At 66.2% G+C, this 18,173-nt stretch carries 21 protein-coding genes; 17 read left to right on the forward strand and 4 right to left on the reverse strand.

Going from position 1 to position 18,173, the window contains the following annotated elements:
- The first annotated feature begins 26 nt into the window (after positions 1 to 26).
- Positions 27 to 491: an NUDIX domain-containing protein gene (locus BJ963_RS16660; RefSeq protein WP_218857108.1), complete on the forward strand. Its 465-nt coding sequence runs from the start codon at positions 27 to 29 to the stop codon at positions 489 to 491.
- Positions 492 to 1,047: 556 nt separating this feature from the next.
- On the opposite strand, the gene BJ963_RS16665 is transcribed toward BJ963_RS16660, so the two are convergent.
- Positions 1,048 to 1,641: a YdcF family protein gene (locus BJ963_RS16665; protein WP_179457603.1), complete on the reverse strand. Its 594-nt coding sequence runs from the start codon at positions 1,639 to 1,641 to the stop codon at positions 1,048 to 1,050.
- A gap of 157 nt (positions 1,642 to 1,798) precedes the next feature.
- Between BJ963_RS16665 and BJ963_RS16670 the strand changes: the two genes are divergently transcribed.
- The 5 genes from BJ963_RS16670 to BJ963_RS16690 all read left to right on the forward strand — a co-directional run bounded on the left by BJ963_RS16670 (position 1,799) and on the right by BJ963_RS16690 (position 6,670).
- Positions 1,799 to 2,383 (forward strand): 2'-5' RNA ligase family protein, encoded by a 585-nt coding sequence (locus tag BJ963_RS16670; protein WP_179457604.1) that lies wholly within the window; start codon positions 1,799 to 1,801, stop codon positions 2,381 to 2,383.
- 608 nt (positions 2,384 to 2,991) lie between these two features.
- A complete protein-coding gene (locus tag BJ963_RS16675; protein WP_179457605.1) occupies positions 2,992 to 3,711 on the forward strand; it encodes a tyrosine-protein phosphatase in 720 nt (239 codons plus the stop codon).
- Between the two features lie 131 nt (positions 3,712 to 3,842).
- Positions 3,843 to 5,084, forward strand: coding sequence for an MFS transporter (locus tag BJ963_RS16680; protein ID WP_179457606.1), 1,242 nt, complete (start codon positions 3,843 to 3,845; stop codon positions 5,082 to 5,084).
- A gap of 69 nt (positions 5,085 to 5,153) precedes the next feature.
- Complete coding sequence (locus BJ963_RS16685) at positions 5,154 to 5,972, forward strand: class I SAM-dependent methyltransferase (RefSeq protein WP_179457607.1); 819 nt, start codon at positions 5,154 to 5,156, stop codon at positions 5,970 to 5,972.
- A 443-nt stretch (positions 5,973 to 6,415) separates the two neighbouring features.
- Positions 6,416 to 6,670: a CPCC family cysteine-rich protein gene (locus BJ963_RS16690; protein ID WP_179457608.1), complete on the forward strand. Its 255-nt coding sequence runs from the start codon at positions 6,416 to 6,418 to the stop codon at positions 6,668 to 6,670.
- 48 nt (positions 6,671 to 6,718) lie between these two features.
- On the opposite strand, the gene BJ963_RS16695 is transcribed toward BJ963_RS16690, so the two are convergent.
- Entirely contained in the window at positions 6,719 to 7,087 is a 369-nt protein-coding gene (locus tag BJ963_RS16695) for a hypothetical protein (protein WP_218857110.1), read from the reverse strand.
- 185 nt (positions 7,088 to 7,272) lie between these two features.
- On the opposite strand from BJ963_RS16695, the gene BJ963_RS16700 reads away from it, so the two are divergent.
- Both BJ963_RS16700 and BJ963_RS16705 read left to right on the forward strand, forming a co-directional pair.
- Positions 7,273 to 7,806, forward strand: a complete 534-nt coding sequence (locus BJ963_RS16700) for a hypothetical protein (protein WP_179457609.1) — start codon at positions 7,273 to 7,275, stop codon at positions 7,804 to 7,806.
- A gap of 1,508 nt (positions 7,807 to 9,314) precedes the next feature.
- Complete coding sequence (locus BJ963_RS16705) at positions 9,315 to 9,611, forward strand: hypothetical protein (RefSeq protein ID WP_179457610.1); 297 nt, start codon at positions 9,315 to 9,317, stop codon at positions 9,609 to 9,611.
- 71 nt (positions 9,612 to 9,682) lie between these two features.
- Here BJ963_RS16705 and BJ963_RS16710 read toward each other — a convergent pair whose 3' ends face one another.
- A complete protein-coding gene (locus BJ963_RS16710) occupies positions 9,683 to 9,952 on the reverse strand; it encodes a hypothetical protein (protein ID WP_179457611.1) in 270 nt (89 codons plus the stop codon).
- A gap of 147 nt (positions 9,953 to 10,099) precedes the next feature.
- Here BJ963_RS16710 and BJ963_RS16715 point away from each other — a divergent pair, with 147 nt between their 5' ends.
- Genes BJ963_RS16715 through BJ963_RS16750 form a run of 8 tightly spaced genes read left to right on the forward strand, consistent with a single transcriptional unit; the run spans position 10,100 to position 16,982 of the window.
- Positions 10,100 to 11,041: an ABC transporter permease gene (locus BJ963_RS16715; protein WP_343037309.1), complete on the forward strand. Its 942-nt coding sequence runs from the start codon at positions 10,100 to 10,102 to the stop codon at positions 11,039 to 11,041.
- Positions 11,041 to 11,877, forward strand: coding sequence for an ABC transporter permease (locus BJ963_RS16720; RefSeq protein WP_179457612.1), 837 nt, complete (start codon positions 11,041 to 11,043; stop codon positions 11,875 to 11,877). Before BJ963_RS16715 ends, BJ963_RS16720 begins: the two co-directional genes overlap by 1 nt.
- 35 nt (positions 11,878 to 11,912) lie before the next feature.
- Entirely contained in the window at positions 11,913 to 12,980 is a 1,068-nt protein-coding gene (locus tag BJ963_RS16725; protein WP_089914541.1) for an ABC transporter substrate-binding protein, read from the forward strand.
- Between the two features lie 33 nt (positions 12,981 to 13,013).
- Positions 13,014 to 14,150, forward strand: coding sequence for an ABC transporter ATP-binding protein (locus BJ963_RS16730; protein WP_179457613.1), 1,137 nt, complete (start codon positions 13,014 to 13,016; stop codon positions 14,148 to 14,150).
- 32 nt (positions 14,151 to 14,182) lie between these two features.
- Complete coding sequence (locus tag BJ963_RS16735) at positions 14,183 to 14,977, forward strand: carbon-nitrogen hydrolase family protein (RefSeq protein WP_089914535.1); 795 nt, start codon at positions 14,183 to 14,185, stop codon at positions 14,975 to 14,977.
- Positions 14,978 to 15,021: 44 nt separating this feature from the next.
- A complete protein-coding gene (locus tag BJ963_RS16740; protein ID WP_179457614.1) occupies positions 15,022 to 15,690 on the forward strand; it encodes an RraA family protein in 669 nt (222 codons plus the stop codon).
- Positions 15,691 to 15,724: 34 nt separating this feature from the next.
- On the forward strand, positions 15,725 to 16,456 hold the full coding sequence (locus BJ963_RS16745; RefSeq protein ID WP_179457615.1) for a 3-keto-5-aminohexanoate cleavage protein: 732 nt from the start codon (positions 15,725 to 15,727) through the stop codon (positions 16,454 to 16,456).
- A gap of 46 nt (positions 16,457 to 16,502) precedes the next feature.
- Positions 16,503 to 16,982, forward strand: coding sequence for an Lrp/AsnC family transcriptional regulator (locus BJ963_RS16750; protein ID WP_179457616.1), 480 nt, complete (start codon positions 16,503 to 16,505; stop codon positions 16,980 to 16,982).
- On the opposite strand, the gene BJ963_RS16755 is transcribed toward BJ963_RS16750, so the two are convergent.
- A complete protein-coding gene (locus tag BJ963_RS16755) occupies positions 16,964 to 17,482 on the reverse strand; it encodes an Lrp/AsnC family transcriptional regulator (RefSeq protein ID WP_179457617.1) in 519 nt (172 codons plus the stop codon). The genes BJ963_RS16750 and BJ963_RS16755 overlap by 19 nt on opposite strands.
- 79 nt (positions 17,483 to 17,561) lie before the next feature.
- Between BJ963_RS16755 and BJ963_RS16760 the strand changes: the two genes are divergently transcribed.
- Positions 17,562 to 18,149, forward strand: coding sequence for an NAD(P)H-dependent oxidoreductase (locus BJ963_RS16760; RefSeq protein ID WP_179457618.1), 588 nt, complete (start codon positions 17,562 to 17,564; stop codon positions 18,147 to 18,149).
- Positions 18,150 to 18,173: the final 24 nt, after the last annotated feature.

Below are 18,173 nucleotides of genomic sequence, written 5' to 3' on the forward strand. Positions count from 1 at the left end.
CCCCACCGGACCGGGATGATTGCGGCATGCCAATAGATCGCTCCCACATCCGCGTCAAGGCGATGCTCATCGCTCGGAGCGGCGATGGCTCACGCCATCTCGTCAGCAGCAATCCACCCACCAGCGAGAATCCGCTCGGATACCACCGGCTCGTCGGCGGGGGGGGGGGGGGGGGGGGGGGCGAATTCGGCGAGACACACCGTGAAGCGATCATCCGCGAAGTGTACGAAGAACTCGGCGCCGAAGTCCGCGAGCTCACCCACCTGGGCATGATTGAGAACATCTTCCGCTACAACGGCGAACTCGGCCACGAGATCGTCGCTCTGTACTCAGGCATCTTGGACCCGGCACCGGCACTCGAGGGCGGAACCCTCACAGAGTCGGACGGCTCAGTGGTCCCAGTCGTGTGGCGACCCGTCGATGACGTCGACGTGAAGGTGCCGCTCTATCCGCGCGAGGCAAACGATCGGATTCGTGACATGCTCGCATGATCCGACAATCTCAGGGGCCTCGCCGAGTGACACCCGTGATCACCTACGAACTCATCCGCAAGCCGATCCGTTACCGAGATATCGGGAACGGCCAATCCGCGGGATACGCGTGCGGCACAGCTACCACTTGGACTTGGTCGTCATAGACGATCCTGCCTGGATGTGATGTGCGGAGCTCGACCCAAGCGACGCCATACCGATCGAGAATCGAAAGGTAGGTGCCGGTCATGCTAAGGAGCGCCGCGGCCTCAACCTTGAACCAGGACCGCGCCCCCGGGTTCGCTACCGGGTCGTAGCATCCCGGTCTTATCGTGCTGGGATCGGGATAGGCGGTATTCGCTTGCTCGTTCGCCGCGTCCAGCCAGTGTCGGTCCTCACGGCTGAGCAGCCCCGCCGCAGCCAAGCCATTGACCATCGCGAACACGCCTGGATGCTGGCCCCGACGATTAGGCGCAGCGCTCTCAAATCGAACGAACCGGGTCACGTTTCGAGGATAGAAGGATCTACCGGACGAATGCGCTTGCCGCGTTCGATAGCGGATCCCCTTCGTGCCACGTCACCTGCCGCGAAGCGTGACCAGGTTTCGCAGGCCGATAAAGGCGGCAAGGGGCTTGATGAATGTAATCTCCCCGACTCGGTACTCGCGGCCGCGAGCAAGGCGGTCGGCGAGGTCGGGGCGCAGCCTCCAAAGGTAGGCGCGACCCTTCTCTGCATGTAAGGAGGTCGAGACGATCTTGATCGATTCGGCGTCCTCGATCAGAGGAATCGCGTTCTGGATGTTCTCCCAGGTCGACCGACTCGTCTTATCGAGACGGATCAGGCCGGTATATCCAAGAACCTCTCTTGCGTAGCTCTCCATGAGTTCAGCCTCGGGAGTCCGGCCGCCGACTGCCCCACCACACAGGACGAGTGTGCTTGCCCGGGCCGCTGGCTCGATGGACCGGAGCCCGGCGCGCACTCTGTAGCGGTTCATGTAGTTGGCGTGAGTGCCGGCGTTCTTGTAGCCGAGGACGACGACGGCCTCCGCGTGTCCCACACTTTCTCCGGTGCCGAGCCTCCTGCGGCTTGCGCCCCAATGTGTGACTTCTCCGAAGACGAGCGTGACACAGATCAGTCCTCCGAGGACCGCTGCGACGGTGCGAGGGCGCATCCATTCAGAATACGAGCCTGCCCCCAGCCAGCGTCCGTTAACGGATTGTCTTCGTGGTTCGCCTTCGCGCTGACGTCGTAATATCGGGCGTGCGTCTGCGCGGTCCCGGTATGGTCAGCCAATCGAAAGACTGGAGGACCTGGTGGCGCGAGAATTCATGACGGACCCTACCTTGCTCGAATCTCTCAATGGTCAGCAATATCTTGTGCTCCGGCCGGCTGGACCCGTGGCGGAGTTCTACGAGGCTGAACAGGCAACACTGAAAACAAGACTGCCGCGTTCGATCTCCCACCCTCACTCGGGGCATGTGACCCTGCGAGGCTTTAATGAGCCAGCGCGAGTTCACGAGTTGAGAGACGCGGTCGCAGCATGGGCGAGCCAGCAGGCGCCAATCGAAGTGCGAGTTGATGCCGTCGATGGATTCCCGACGCCATTCCAGATCCTCATTGCTCGGCTGCACCGGGCCGTAACTCTGGTGGACGCGTACGCCGGGCTCACAACGGCGTTAGATGCGACCGACTTCCATCGCATCGGTGAACTGCCGCTGGAAGAGTGGGTCTTCCACATGTCGCTCGTCTACTGCGGAACGCTGAGCGAGAGCGATTGGCGGACCGCGTACGAGAAGAGCTCACGCCACGTCGTGGCGCGTCCCAGCGAAGTGATCCCTGAAGTGGAGTTCGTTTGGTACGAGAGCGGAACAGAGCACGCGGAGACAATGGCCCTCAGCGGCCGCACCCGCTGAGGTCAGTCGTTACCTCTGCAGTCGGCGGGACCCGCTCGATCCCGTCCGCAAGCGGATCCATTGCGGCGACATGAGGGGTGGGGCCTTGTCGTCTGCGATGTTTGCCTGAAGGGTGACTAGGCTGAGCGAGTGGCCCATCAGGTGACACGAGCCAGCGTCCCGGTCAGACCAACCGCCTGGTTTTGGTGGGTGCTCGCGCTCACATCAATCGTTGTGACCATCGGCCTGGCCATGCTAGGTGCTCTGGTGTCCTTCGCGGGAGCGGATCTGGGCCCAACAAGTGGTGCCTGGTCGATCGCATTCTGGCTTGTCCTCCTCGCTTGTATTGCCTCGTTCTGCCTTAGCATCGTGCTCCTTCCGGTCACTAGGCGCCGGGAGGTGCGAGCCGGCTACACGACGTTGCCGACGATGGCGCCCCAGGTCGAATGGCGCGATCACGTGACTGGACTTGTACTGAGGCAGCCGGGTGAGCCAACGCCGATCGGATCGATAGGCGAACTCCGAAGGGCCGCGGAGGGACGCCGCGACGGTTCCGAGTGAAGCGATTAGTCCGATTGCCGATCGGCCTTCGGGCCGGCCGCGGCGATGCGATTGCTAGCCTCGTCGAGATGCGGAATCTCGATTGGGACGGGTTGCCTAACGTCCGCGACCTTGGTGGGCTGCCGACGCGGCTGTCTGATACCGGCACGACAGTCATGGGCCGCGTTGCGCGTGGACCACGCCGCGAACTCCTCACTTCGGCGGGATGGCTTGCCGCGTCTCGCTGGGGACTGCGCTCGGTCGTCGATCTGCGCAGCGCGGGAGAGAGCGGCCCGCGAGACGCCGACCCGGAAGCAGTACCTCCAGAGGGGGTGACGATCACTCTTGCGCCGACGGAAGACCAGACGCATCCCGAGTTCCGCGATGTGTGCCTGCCGATTCTCGATTCGCCTGAATACTGGCAGCACAATGTCCGCATCCTTCCCGGACTCATCCGCGAGACGCTTGAGGCGATTGCTGCGTCTCAGCCCGGCGTGCTCATCCATTGCGCCGCCGGTCGCGATCGGACCGGAATGATCAGCGCCTTGCTGCTGGCCAACGCGGGCGTCTCTATCGACGGCATCGTGGCCGACTACGCCGAGTCCGTCTACGCCATGGCCGGCACAGCCCAACATGGTGGACCGACGCACGATCGGCAAGCGTCGTGGACCCAGGAACAGACGGCATCCTGGCTGAGCTCGGTGACGCCGCACGTGCGAGCGTTCGCGGCCGACTCCGACGCCATGTTGAATGCGCTCGCTGTCACCGCGGAGACCCGCCGTACCCTGCGCGAACTGCTGACTGCCTAGCCCCCGCGGGTCGCAATGGATTTGACGACCTGCGAGGATTCTCGCCGCTCGCTGAGCGATCATCTACCGGCCAGGATTCGCCCGGCCGCTCCTCGGCTACTGTCGAGTGAAAGGCGTGAGGGGGCGGACGGATGAGCGATGCGCGTGCTCGTGTCGACCACAGTTCATTCGCTCGCTACTGGACCGCGGCCGCGATCAGCTCCTTTGGCACGGCCGTGACAACGGTCGCGATGCCTGTGCTGGTCGTGCAGCTACTGCACGCGGAGCCGTTCGAGGTTGGCATTGTGAACGCCGCGCAGTTCGTGCCGTACGCACTGGTTGGGCTGATTGCCGGCGTCTATACGGATCGTTGGCGTCGCAAGCCCATCCTGGTGTGGGCGAGCCTCGGGCGTGCGCTCTCTTTGGGGACAATTCCGATCCTGTGGGTCTGTGGCGTGCTGCAGATCTGGATGCTGGTCATCGCCCTGCTGCTATTCGGGGGGTTCTCGGTCTTCGGATTCGCGGCTACCCAATCGCTGCTTCCTCGTCTGGTGCCCCGAACAAGGTTGATCACGGCCAACGCGCGACTCGACCAAACGGATGCGGCCGCCCAGACCGTCGGTCCCGCACTCGGTGGGGGGCTGGTCGGGCTGCTGGGGGCCCCGATCGCGATCGTCGTGGACTCGATCAGCTACCTCGTCGATGCGGCGCTCAACGCGAGCATCCGGGTCGAAGAGCCCAAACCCAGCCCTCGTAATGCAAACCTTGGCGTCGAGATTCGCCAGGGCCTGAAATCGACGTATCGTCACCAGACCCTGGGCCGGCTGGCGGTGTCGACTCACATCTGGTTCATCGCCAATGGTGCAGCGATGACGGCCCCCTCTATCCTCGCCCTCCGAACGCTCGGGTTCTCCGCATTCATTTATGGGCTGTTGCTGACCGTCTTCGGCGTCACCAGTTTCATCGGTGCCTCGCTCGCGCCGCGACTCGGAACGTGGCTCGGGTCAGGGCGGGTGATCATCCTTGCGCGCGCGATCTACCCGATCGGATGGCTCCTCGTAGCCGTAGCTCCTCCAACCGCGGCAGGGGGTGTCCTGCTGTTTATTGCCCTCTCCCTTCAAGGGCTGGCTATGGGGACAGAGAACTCACACGAGCAGGTCTATTGGCAGACGCTGACGCCAGACGAATTGCTCGGCCGGACCAACGCCACCAGACGCTCGGTCAATCGAACGATGGCCGCAGCCGGCGCCCTCATTTCCGGCCTCTTGATCGGGCTAGTCGGTGACCGTCTTGTCCTCCTCGGCGTGATCATCGTCTTCGCGGCAGCCGCACTCACAGCGGTCCTGTCGCCACTTCGTGAAGCACCGGCGACGCCGGGGGAAAGCGCCCGCTGAGGGATCCTTACTGGGCAGTGCAGTTAGAGAGCTTGCGCTGTCGGCCTGTTCACCCACAAGCTGACCGACATGGCCGAACCGGAGCAATGCGCAATCGATGAGCAGATCCTCACCTTCTATAGCGAAGAGTTCGACGAGGGCGCGCGCCTGACCACACGGTCAGCTCAGGGGTCGCTCGAGTTCACTCGCGTTCAAGAGATCGTCCGCGAATACCTCTCCGGAGGTCGAGTGCTCGACGTTGGCGGCGCCACGGGCCATCATGCCCGGTCGCTGATGAACTCGGGGTATGAGGTGGAACTGATAGATCCGGTTCCTGTGCATGTCGAGCGGGCGGCTGAGGCGGGCGTCAGCAGCCGCCTCGGAGATGCGCGGGCGTTGCCATTCGAGGACAACCATTTCGACGGCGTCCTTCTTCTCGGCCCGCTCTATCACCTCGCTTCTGTTAGCGATCGTGAAGGCGCGTTGGCCGAGGCGAAACGCGTCACCCGCAGTGGCGGCTTCATCTTCGCTGCGGCCCTCTCTCGTTTCATCGCGTTCGGTGCGATGTCGCTTGGGGCGCCCACTCCTGAGCCGTTGCCCTCGACGTGGGTCGATCTGCTGGCTTCTGGGCGACCAGCTCCCGGGCTTCGGTTTCCGGCAGGCCATTTCCACACGGCCGAAGAATTGCATGCGGAAGTCGAGTCCGCCGGGCTGGCTGTGATCGAGGTCGTCGGAATCGAGGGGCCAGCAGGTCTGTACCTCGAAGAGCTGACTGAGGCGCGGGCAGCGGAAAGAGAAGCGGCGTTGCTCATCGCTCGTGCCGCGTCCGCGATGCCCGGCATTCGCGATCTCAGTCCCCACCTTCTGGCAATTGCACAGGTGGGCGGTAGCTCGCATCAGCCTGAATAGGCTCAACGGCCCAGTAACAGTCCGAGTTTCGCCTTCGTTCCGTGCCCGGTGATCGATTGGCTTGCGAGAAAGGGACGACGACGATCTGAACATCGTCCTCGTACAAGACGTGCCGCGGGTTTTCGTCCTCGCGTTCGATCCACCCGACGCCGTGGCGATCGAGGAGTTCCAGGTACTCGCGCCCCTTCGCGACCAGGTGCTCAGCGCTGGTCCTGAACCAGCATTCGGTGCGGGGATGGATGGAGCGATCGAAAAGGGTTCCGTCGATATCGCTCGGATCGACGATGGCAGAAGCCCCCGCCGGCGGACCCTCGTGCGCAAGCCGATCGGTTGTCGCGTGTCAGAGCGCGTGGGTTATCGACATGGGACCGGAACGTTCCGGCAGACCACGCTTCCGCGGGTAGCGGATTGTGCTCGGCGGTGTGCCAGGGCAATCTGAGCGAGTGAAGTACCCATGTCCGTGCTGCGGCTACCTGACGTTGGACGACTCCAAGAACGGCAGCTACGAAATCTGTCCCGTCTGCTTCTGGGAAAACGACGCTGTTCAGAATGACGACCCGTTCTTCGCAGGTGGAGCGAACAAGCCGAGCTTGACGCAAGCGCGGGTCAACTTCGACCTGTTCGGCGCCGTCGAGCAGCGACTCGTTCCCCATGTTCGCCCGGTTCGCCCGGAGGAGATTCCGTCGGGTAGTCAATAGGGGGAGACGTCCGCAGACTGATGACTCAGCGGGCGTCCCTTGCAGCCCTCATGCGGCACCAAACACCGCTAGCCGAATCTCCGCCGCGACGGCCGAAGAATTCTTGACCGAGTGCGGAAGAATCCCGGGTCGCTCGAAGGGCAGCAGCGGGAGCTTTTCACCGCCCGCAATCGTTACTACGAGTCCTGGCAGGAAGATTCCCCGCGCGGTGTAGACCAAGTCAGTGCCGATGTGCTCGATGTCTGAGATCACTGCGACAAGCTCGCTGTGCCTAACGAGTCGCAACTGCCCACGTTCCCCGTAAAGAGTGCCCCAGAAGCCCAAGGTCGCCGTGAGAAGGCCCGGTTCCCCAAACCGTTTGTGCAATACCATCGCCGCCTCAGGCGTGACAGTCACCCGCCAACCCTCATCCGTCATGGGGATATCTTCACAGGATCCCCGCCCGATCAACGATCGGCTTACGCCACGCCTAAGGGACGGCGGTTTGTCGGGGAGCCAAGACCGAATGGCTATCGTGCCAACGTGACCGCTCGTCCGCCTGCGCAGGCGGCTAATATCCTGGGGGCGTCCACGGCGGCTTGCCCGCGCAGCAGGGAGGCGGAATGGTGACCGAAGAAGCCGGAAAGGTCCAGGGGGCCTTCCTGAAGAGGTTGCCTCGTGGTCTGCGGATCGGTTTCGCGCTTCTGGTCCTGGTGGGCGTTGTCGAATTCGTACAGATCACCATAAATGCCGTCTCAGGCAATGCTTCCCGGTTACTTTCTGCGGTGACGCGAAACCTAACAGCCAGACCGAACGGAGCCGCTGCGATTCCGATCGCCGTCGCGTTCTTGGTGCTGCTGGTCCTGGCCGCCATCGTGTGGGCGGAGCTTCCCGTACTTTTCGGCTGGTTAGCCCTGCGTGGACGCAAGTGGAGCCGGATCGCCCTCACCGTGGTCGTCGGGCTGGGTCTCGCCTACCTGGTGGGAAGCGCGCCGTATGACTTCGTCCTCGACGGGATCCAGCTAGCTGCGGTAGTCCTGCTCTGGCTGCCATCCGCGACCGTGTTCATCTCCGCCGAGAACAAGAGACGCAAACGAAGCAAACGCGATCACGACGCAAACGCGTTGCTAGACCCAGGCGGAAGATTGCCAACCTGAATCCGATTCGCCCGTTCGACTCGCAAGCGGATCCTTATACCAGGCTGGGCAGCGACCGGTGGTCCTGGACATGGGTTATCTGCCGGAATGAGCCAGCGGGAGCACGACGGCGGCCAGCTCGAGTTCCTTAGGGTGCTGCGCATCCGGCGAGACTTGTCGCGATCATGGGATCGCTGCACGATCTCTGCGTCCATCCAGGATCGCCACCGTAGGAATCGAAGGCATTGGTGGAGTAGACGGTCACTGCTCCGCTGCTCGGCGTAACAAAAGCGAAAGACACGATGGGATCGCCTTCGGTGGTCGGGACGCTCCACGCAAGTTCCGCAGCGTCTCGGTTGGAAACCGCCGCCTCGAGACAGTCGACTGCATCGGAGGGCAGCGTTTGGCCCTGAGCAAGGACGAACGCTCCGCACGCTTTTTTGGCGTCGCCGGTACGAACGGGAGCGGGCGCATCGGACAGTGCTTTTGCGGCGTCAATTGGATCCCCGGCCGGCGCACGTCCGATGGGGTACGACTGTACGCACCCCGAAAGCAACGCCGCGACAGTCATTAGGGCGAGGACGCCGCCTGAAGTCAATAAGCGGCGCCCGCCAGCAATCCGAATCATGGCGACTAAGTTAGCGGGCATACTGGGCGGGGTGATGGTGGGTGCGCCCCCGTCCCAGCGACGATCCGCTTGCGTGCGCGAGCGTCTAACGGCCTGCTGAGTTTCCGGGGCCTGTCTGCGCTGCGCCACCCGTCGAGTTGCATTGGGCGCCCGCTGGCACGATGGTGACGTCAACGCGAATGGTGACGCTGTCGCCGCTTGGAGCGAATTCGAATTCGACGGAGTCGTTCTGCTTCTGCGGTGAGTGCTCGAAGATGGCGGTGAGGTCACCCGGACCGGTCATCGTGCCGTCGGTAACCAGACCATCGACGGGGTGCTGGGTCAGCCAAGCTGAGGCTGCGGCAGCGTGCGCCGAGTCTGTCGACCACCACTTCGTCGCCCGCACCAACCAGTCGCATGCCACCTCCGTAGCCGGCCGCTTCGGTCCCGAGGCCGGTGCCGCGTCGAGAGCACGAACCCCCGGGGGCGGTTGCGCCGAAGCGATCCATTGCTGCGCGAGGACCATGGCGGCGTCGTCTCTTGGGGGCGTCCCACCGATACCGGGCACCGGGCCCGGGATCATTTTCGCCGGCCCCGGGGAGGGTGAGGCTTGGGCGTGCCCCGTGTTTGCGGTTGCCGTGCCGGTGGGAGCATGGCCGCATCCCGTAAGAGCTAGAAGAGCCACCGCTCCCGCGGCGACGACAGCCAGCACACCGCCCACTCGTACGCGCATCCACACCCCCGGCGACATCCCCACGTCCGGCGACATCCTCACGTCCGGCCGGAGCAAAGCCTCCGTCAGGCGCTGTCGGATGCTAGCACCGCCGAAACTCGGGTGGCGCGAATGCCCAGCCGCGCGTCCCATTGAGCGATCGCCTATCGGGCACTCGTGATCGTGTCGGCCGCCCACCAAGGTCGGGGTATGGAACCGTGGGACGGATTGACGATCGACACCGGCGAACTCCGCGAGGTGTTTGAGCGGCTGGTCACACATCTTGAGCAGACGAGGGGTGCGTCCGTCACCCTGCACGAGGACTATTTCTACTCGATGCCGTACCCGGAAATCTACGACGTGATGAAGGACCCGCCGGCGCTGACGATCGGTCAGCTCACTGAATCGTGGGCGAACCTCCACCGGGCCGAGGACGGCGACTCGACCGTCACTTTCGAACTGGTGTGGTTGGGGGATGTGCTCAAAGCACTCGGGCACCTGGCGTAGAAGATCATCTCACCGGCGCGTTGTCCGACGATCTCACCTGAGTAGGGGCGGTCACGACGGTCGGGATCGGACTACCGTGCTCCCCGGCGCGTCGACCTGCGACCGAGGGTCCACCCGGTGACGCCGGCGATCACCAGCAGACCGGCTACTGCCGTTCCCATGCCGGCGGCCCGCGCTGCCGTGAGCGGGTACATCCCGGTGAACGAGAACGACTCACCGGACAGTGGCGCATATGCGGTCCAGCCGAAGTCGACCGGAGAGAGCAGCGCGATTGCTGCTCCCACCAGGATCAGAACAACGGCTGCCACAAGAAGAGCCAACACCACGATCCGCCTTCGCATGTGCCCACGCTACCGAGGGGTCGCGGTGCGATATGCGCAAGCATGTAACCTGACCGCCACGCGTTTCGCAGGCCGCTCCCGTATCCCGCCGGTGAACACTCGCCCAACAATGGATCAATCCCACCGGGAACCAGAGGAGGCAGCGACGTGACGACCGAGACCATCGTTCGCGCCGAGCCGGACACCGCTCCGGCGGAGCGGGGCGACGAGCAGGCGCGCCGCGGCCGCGCCCCGCGCGACAGGCGGCGCACACGCATCGGCCTGTTGCTCATGGCCCCGGCGATCGTCGCGGTGCTGGGGCTCGCGATCGTCCCGATCGTCCTCGTCGCCCGCAATTCGTTCGCCGAGAGCAACGTCTACGGCGGCATCACTGGCGGTTTCACTTTCGACAACTATGCGCAGCTGTTCGACCCGGCCTACGGCAAGGTGCTCGGCTACAGCCTCGTCATGGCGCTGATCAACACCGTCGTCTGCCTGGTGGTCGGCTACATCGTCTCGTACTACATCGTGTCGCGGCCGCCCCAGCGCCAGTCGTTGCTGCTCCTGCTCATCATCGTCCCCTTCTGGACCGACTTCCTGGTCCGCACCTTCGCGTGGATCTCGGTCCTCGGCCGCGGCGGCCCCGTCTACGGCGTGCTCGGCGCGCTGGGGGTCGACACCGGCAGCCTGTCCCTGATCCCCAGCCAGGGTGCCGTGGTGATGGGGCTGCTGTACGCCTTCCTCCCGACCGCGATCTTCCCGATCTACGCCAGCATGCGTGCCATCGATCCGAGCGTGAAGGAGGCCGCCGCCGACCTCGGCTGCGGCTGGTGGCAGACCCACTTCCGCGTGCTGATCCCGCTCAGCTCGACGGGGATCGTCGCGGCGGCGATGCTCACCTTCGTCCCGACGCTCGGCGTCTTCGTCATCCCCGTTCTGCTGGGCGGCGGCAAGGACCAGCTGGTCGGGAACCTGATCGTCACCCTGTACACCGAGTTCCGCAACCAGCCGATGGGCGCCGCCGTCTCGATGGTGCTGCTCGTGCTGATGCTGGTCGCCATGGCGGTCGCCGGCCTCATCGCCCGCCGCGGACGGAAGAGGGTCGCCTGATGGATCGCGTCACGTCCTGGATCGCGCGGATCGTGCTGGTCTTCCTCTACATCCCGATCGTCGCCGTCATCGTCTACTCGTTCAATTCGGCCGAGGGCGGATACCAGTGGAAGGGCTTCACCCTCGAGTGGTACGGCCAGCTGTTCGGCGACACCGCACTGCTGCAGACGCTGCTCGTCAGCGTGATCGTCGGCGTGCTCGCCGCCTCGGTCGCGACCGTGATCGGCCTGCTCGCCGCGATCGGGATGGTGCGGTTCCCCTTCCGGGGTTCCGCGGCGGTGCTCGGCGCGATCGCACTTCCGCTGATCGTGCCCGAGATCGTCCTCGGCGTCGCGCTGCTCAGCGTCTTCAGCTTCGCGCACATCCCGCTCGGCATCCTCACCCTCGTGCTCGGGCACATGATCATCACGCTGCCGCTCACCACGCTCATCCTGATCGGCGCGTTCCGCACCCTCGACCCGAGCCTGATCGAGGCCGCCGCCGACCTCGGCTGCACCCCGTGGCGCACCTTCACCCGCGTGCTGTTCCCGCTCATGCGGTCGTCGATCCTCGCCTCGTGGCTGCTCGCCTTCACCGTCTCGCTCGGCAACATCGTGATCTCGACCTTCGTCTCCGGCGTCGGTTCCACCACGATGCCGCTGCGCGTGTACTCGCTGCTCAAGTCCGGACTCACCCCGGAGCTGAACGCGCTCGGGACGCTGCTGATCGTCCTCACCTTCGTCGTCGTCCTCTCCGTGGGCATCCAACAGATGCGACGGATCCTGGCGAGCCCATCCGGCACCACCGCTGCCGCACCGCCCGACACCAGCACCACCTCCATCCCCACCAACCGCTAGCCCCCACCCCGCCCCCTCCGAACGGGAGAAGACCCATGAAACGCACCACAGCCCTGATCGCGACCGCCGCGATCGCCGCCCTCGGACTCACCGCGTGCTCGAGCGGCTCCGGCGGCTCGTCGTCCTCCGCCGCCTCCACCCAGCTCAACGTCTACGCCTGGGCCGACGAGATCCCGAAGACCGTGATCTCGGCGTTCGAGAAGGAGACCGGGATCAAGGTCACCATCGACACCTTCGACGCCAACGAGACGATGATCTCCAAGCTTGCCGCCGGCGGCTCCGGGTACGACATCGTCGAGCCGAGCCAGTACGCCGTCCAGCAGCTGGTCGGCCAGGAGCTCATCGAGAAGCTGGACCACTCCAAGATCGAGGGACTCGACAACCTCGGCAAGAAGTTCGCCGACCCGAGCTACGACAAGGGCAACGAGTACTCGGTCCCGTGGGTCTGGGGCACCACCGGCCTCGCCTACAACTCGACATGCACCGGCAAGGAGATCGACAGCTGGGATGCGCTGTGGGATCCGGCCTACAAGGGCAAGATCTACATGCTCGACAACATGCTGAGCGCCTACATCCCGGCCCTCCAGTACAAGGGCCTGAAGGCGACGACCACCAGCGAGAAGGACATCGAGAAGGGCACGCAGGCTCTGCTCGACCAGAAGCCCCTGCTCGCCGGATACAACTCCTCCAACTACGCCGACCTGCTGGCCTCGGGCGACGCCTGTGTCGCGGAGGCGTACGGCGGAAGCGCCATCGCCAAGGTGACCGCCGCGAACCCGAACGTCAAGTTCGTCATCCCCAAGGAGGGTGGGACGCTCTGGGTCGACGGCTTCTCGGTCGCCAAGGATGCGCCCCACCGCGACGCCGCATACAAATGGCTGAACTTCACCCTGAAGCCGGAGATCGCGGCCATGCTGACGAACGACGGCGGCAGCGCCACGCCGAACGAGGCGGCCAAGGCGAACATCACCGACAAGTCGCTGCTCGACAACGTGGCGGTGTACCCGACCGACGCTCAGCTCGAGAAGAGCGAGTTCATCGTCGACCCGGGCAAGGCTCTCACCTACTTCCAGCAGGGCTGGACGAAGGTCAAGGCCTCCTGAGGGCTCCGATCCGACGCTGAGGAAGAAACCATCATGACCACGCTCGCCAGCTCGACGGCCCTGACGCCGACCTCCGGGGGGACCTCGGGGACGAAGCCTCCGGCCATCCGCCTCACCGGCGTCACCAAGACGTTCGGCAGCACCACCGTCGTCCAGCCCGTCGACCTGACGATCGGGGACAACGAGTTCTTCTCGATCCTCGGTCCGTCGGGATGCGGCAAGACGACGCTGATGCGGATGATCGCCGGATTCGAGACGCCGACGGGCGGATCGATCGAGCTGGCGGGCGAGTCGGTGGAGTCCCTCCCCACCCGCAAGCGCGACCTCAACATGCTGTTCCAGAGCTACGCGCTGTTCCCCCACCTCTCCGTCCGCGACAACATCGGCTTCGAGCTGAAGGTGCGCGGCAGGAAGCGGTTCCCCGACCGGGACGCCGCGGTGGATGCCGCTCTCGCTCTGGTGCGCATGGAGCGCTTCGCGCACCGCAAGCCCAACGAGCTCTCCGGGGGTCAGCGGCAGCGTGTCGCGCTCGCCCGCGCCATCGTCTCCCGTCCGGCGGTCGTGCTGCTCGACGAGCCGCTCGGCGCGCTCGACCAGCAGCTCCGCAAGGAGATGCAGGTGGAGCTCAAGCGCATGCAGCGCGAGGTCGGCATCACGTTCGTGTACGTGACGCACGACCAGGAGGAGGCGCTCACGATGTCCGACCGGATCGCCGTGATGTCGGAGGGCCGGGTGCAGCAGGTGGACGGGCCGCGCGCCATCTACGATCACCCCGCCAACCGGTTCGTCGCCGGCTTCATCGGCACGTGCAACCTGTTCGACGCCGTCTATCACGGCACCCCGGCGGGGGCGACCGTCGATGTCGCGGGAGTCGGGAGGCTCGCTGCGGTCCCCGGCGCCGCCGGGCCGGGGGAGGCGGTCACGGTGGCCGTCCGTCCGGAGCGCGTGACGCTGTCCGCCGGCGCCGACGCGGACGGATTCGCCGCCACCCTCCTCGACGCCGTCTTCCTCGGCGACGAGTGGCGGTACATCGTGCGCGCCGAGCAGGGCGCCGAGCTGGTCATCACGCGGCCGAGCGGGCGTGCCGACGACGAGCTCACGCGACTGCTGCCCGGCAACCCGGTCACCGTGTCCTGGCGTCCGGACGACGCGCACATCCTGGTCGCCTGAACCACTCATCCCGGAACATCGAGGAGAACACCATGAAGGTCGCAGCCGGTCAGCTCGCGCCCACCACCGACCTCGCCGCGAATCGGCGGACGATCGAGACCCTGGTCGAGGAGGCCGCGGCCGAGAACGTCGAGCTGCTCGTGCTCCCGGAGGAGGCGATGCTCCTCGCCGACGGGGTCGATGTGCCGCTCGGTGAGCTCGCGCGGGCCGAGTGGCCCGGCTTCGTGGAGTTCGTCTCCGGCCTCGCCAAGCGGAACGGCATGGCGATCATCGCCGCCGGCTACGAGGGGACCGACGGCGATCGGCCGTACAACACCATCGTCGCGATCGACGAGCGCGGCGTCGAGCGCGCCCGCTACCGGAAACTGCACCTTTACGACGCCTTCGCCTACCGGGAGTCGGACTACGTCACGCCGGGTGACGGGAATCCGGTCGTCGTGGAGCTGGCCGGCGCGAACGTCGGCCTGATCAACTGCTACGACCTGCGCTTCCCCGAGCTCACCCGCAACCTCATCGACCAGGGCGCCGACCTGCTCTCGGTCTCGGCCGCCTGGGTGACCGGTCCGATGAAGGAGGACCACTGGCGCACGCTGCTGCGCGCCCGTGCCATCGAGTCGACCGCGTGGCTGGTCGCCGCCGGCTCCGCGTCGCCCGACTGCATCGGGATGAGCATGGTCGTCGACCCGTTCGGCGTGGTGCGCGTCGCGCTGGGCGGCGAGACCTACGGTCTCGCGGCCGGCACCGTCTCTCAGCGCCGCACCGACGAGGTGCGCATCGTGCTCCCGGTGCTCGAGAACCGCCGGCTGAACACCTCCATCAGCCTCTGATCCCCACGCCCACCGACCGCACGATCACGAACCGAGGTACCGCCATGCCCATCCGACTCGGACCGACCCCGCCCGCCCTGGACGCCGCCCTCGTCGAGAAGCTCACCCGCGTCTCCTTCCCGACCCTCGGCCACTACTTGGAGGAGGGGTTCGCCGACCCGGGGATCCGCCGCCTGGCGGGCACCGCCCGGGTCGTCGGACGCGCCGTGACCGTCCGCACGACGGCCACCGATTCCACGATGCTGCACCACGCCGCCGGGCTGGTCGAGGCGGGCGACGTGGTCGTCGTCGACACCGGAGGGGATGTGCGGCACGCGCCGCTGGGGGAGGTCGTCGCGAGCGCCCTCGCGTTCCGCGGTGCTGCCGGGGCCGTCGTGGACGGCACCGCCACCGACATCGAGGAGATCGCACCGCTCGGCCTTCCGGTCTACGGGCGTGGTCTGAGCATGCTGACCACGAAGCTGCACGAGATCGACGCCGGCGGGCTGAACATCCCCGTCGTCTGCGGCGGCGTCGTCGTCCATCCGGGCGACATCGTGCTGGCCGACGCCAACGGCGTCCTGTTCGCCTCGCCTGCCGTGCTCGGCGCCCTCATCGATGTCGCCCTGGAGGACGACGCGGAGGAGCCCGAGCTCGTGGAGGCGCTCCGCGACGGCGGCCGCCTCGGCGACCTCACGGGCGCGAGCGCGACCGTCGCCTCCTTCGTCTCCTGACCCACCTCACACCCGCTCCATCCGGAAGGACCCCATGCTCCTCAAAGCCGCCATCAACGGTGGGCGTACTCGCGACGAGTTCCCCGCAGTCCCGCTGACCGCGGATCAGATCGCCCGGGAGTCGGCCGCCGCCCTCGCGGCGGGCGCCGACGTGGTGCACGCTCACGCGCGCACCCCCGACGGCGGCCAGACCATCGACCCGGTGCACGTCGGCGCGATGGTGCGGGCGTTCCGTGCGGCAGCGTCCGGGGGTGCGATCGGCACGACCACGGGCTTGTGGACGTGCTCCGGGCACGAGGAGCGGATGCGCCTGCTCGCGGCCTGGCCGGAGGACGCCCTGCCCGACTTCGCCTCCGTCGCGTTCAGCGAAGAGGGAGCAGCGGAGGCCGCTGAGCTGGTCCTGGCCCGCGGGATGGTGCTGGAGAGCGCCGTCTGGTCGATGGCCGACGTGCCCGGGCTGCTCGCCTCGCCCACGCTGCGCCGCAACGTGCGCATCCTCATCGAGCCGGAGGAGGAGGACGCCGTCGCGGCGGTCGCGCTCTGCCGTGCGATCTCCACCGCTCTGCGGGACGCCGGCGTGACGGCGCCCATCCTGTACCACGGCTTCGACGGGACGGTCTGGCCGGTCATCCGGGCCGCGATCGAGGACGGCTGCGAGACGCGGGTCGGCCTCGAGGACGGCCTGACCCGCGAGGACGGCGAACTCGCCACCGGCAACGCCGAGCTGATCGCGGCGGTTCGCGCGCTGGAGCCGGTCATCGCGTGACCGTGCCCGCGGGCGTTCTCAGGATCGCGTCCTAAGGTCGGATGGGATGATCGACGACACCGACCGCAGGCTCATCGAGCTGCTCATGCGCGACGGCCGCCGTCCGTTCACGGAGCTCGCGGTCGAGCTGGAGGTGAGCGAGGCGACCGTCCGCGGCCGCGTCTCGCGGCTGCAGGAGTCCGGCATCCTGAAGATCGTCGCCCTGTGCAACCCGCTGACGCTCGGTCATCAGTCGATCCGTCTGATGATCGGTGTCCGCGACCACTCCCCGCGAGCTGTTGCGAAGAGCCTCGCCGAGATGGCGATGGTGAATCACGTGGCCCTCGCGACCGGTGCCCGTGACATCTGGGTGGAGGCGACCTGCCGCGACCTCGATCAGCTCGTGACCCTGCTGGACGACGTGCGGCGTCTTCCCGGCGTCACCGACATCGACGAGTTCGTGCTGCTGGAGTTGTACAAGGACTACTCCTGGGTGGGCCTGCGCGAGAAGTCTGGGCAGGCCGCCGGTCAGAGCTTCGGCAGCTGAGGCGGCTTCGTCCGGCGTTTGATGATCGCGTCGCCCGCCGGCACCGGGTCTTCGCGGAAGCCGGCCCACAGGTAGCTGTCCTTCGTCACCTCGAGCACGGTCATCGTCTCGACGTGGTGGACCCCGTTCACGCGCCGGATGCGGTCGTTGAGGATCGCGGACAGGTGAACGACGTCGTCGCAGCGCATGTCGACGACGAGGTCGTACGCGCCGACGGAGCTCGCGATGAACTTGATCTCGGGAATCGCCGTCAGCTGCTTGGCGACCGCGGCCACCGCGACGCCGCGCACCCGGATCGCGACGTGCACCTCGATCTCGCCGAGCTTCGGGGCGTCCGACATCCCGACCACCTGGACGATGCCGGCCTTCGACAGTCGCCGGTACCGGGCGCGGACGCTCGGCTCGGACAGGCCGACGTTGCGCCCGATCACCGCGAAGGAGCGGCGTCCGTCGATGCGCAGCTGATCGATGATCTTGCGGTCGATCGCGTCGATGTCCATCGGGTCTCCGTCATTCGTCGAGGCCAGCCTAGCCGCACGCGCAGGGGGCGGCCGAGTGCGGTCCGGGGGATGATGGAGTGTGAAGACTCTCGTCGTGACGGCCCACCCCGACCCTGACGCCCTGACGAGCGTCGTCGCTCACCGGCTGGCGGACGCGTTGCAGCCGTCCCCGGTGGAGGTCGTCGATCTGGCCGCCGAGGGATTCGATCCCCGCTTCACCCGCGCGGATCGCCACACGTACCTGACCGGCGTCGACTTCCCGTCCGACGTCGCCGCCGAGCACAGGCGACTGGACGATGCAACACACCTCGTGCTGGTGTTCCCCGTCTACTGGTGGTCCATGCCCGCTCTGCTGAAGGGCTGGATCGACCGCGTGTTCGTCAACGGATGGGCGTTCTCCATCGACCCGGAGCACGGCATCCGTCGCAACCTCGACCGGCTGACCATCCACCTGATTCCGATCGCGGGCGACGATGCCGGCGTGTACGAGCGTCACGGATACGAGCAGGCGATGCGGACGCAGATCGAGCACGGGTTCATCGACTACTGCGGCAGCCGGCGGGGGACGACCGCCTTCGTGTACGACTCCGAGCAGGACGATGCGCAGTCGCGTGAGCGGGCCGTTCGCAAGGCTCTCGGCGCCGTCCGGCAGGGCATACGTCCGTAATCGACGACGCCGTCCCTCCGGACC

This window comes from Leifsonia soli, assembly GCF_013408745.1.
GTDB lineage: Bacteria > Actinomycetota > Actinomycetes > Actinomycetales > Microbacteriaceae > Leifsonia > Leifsonia soli.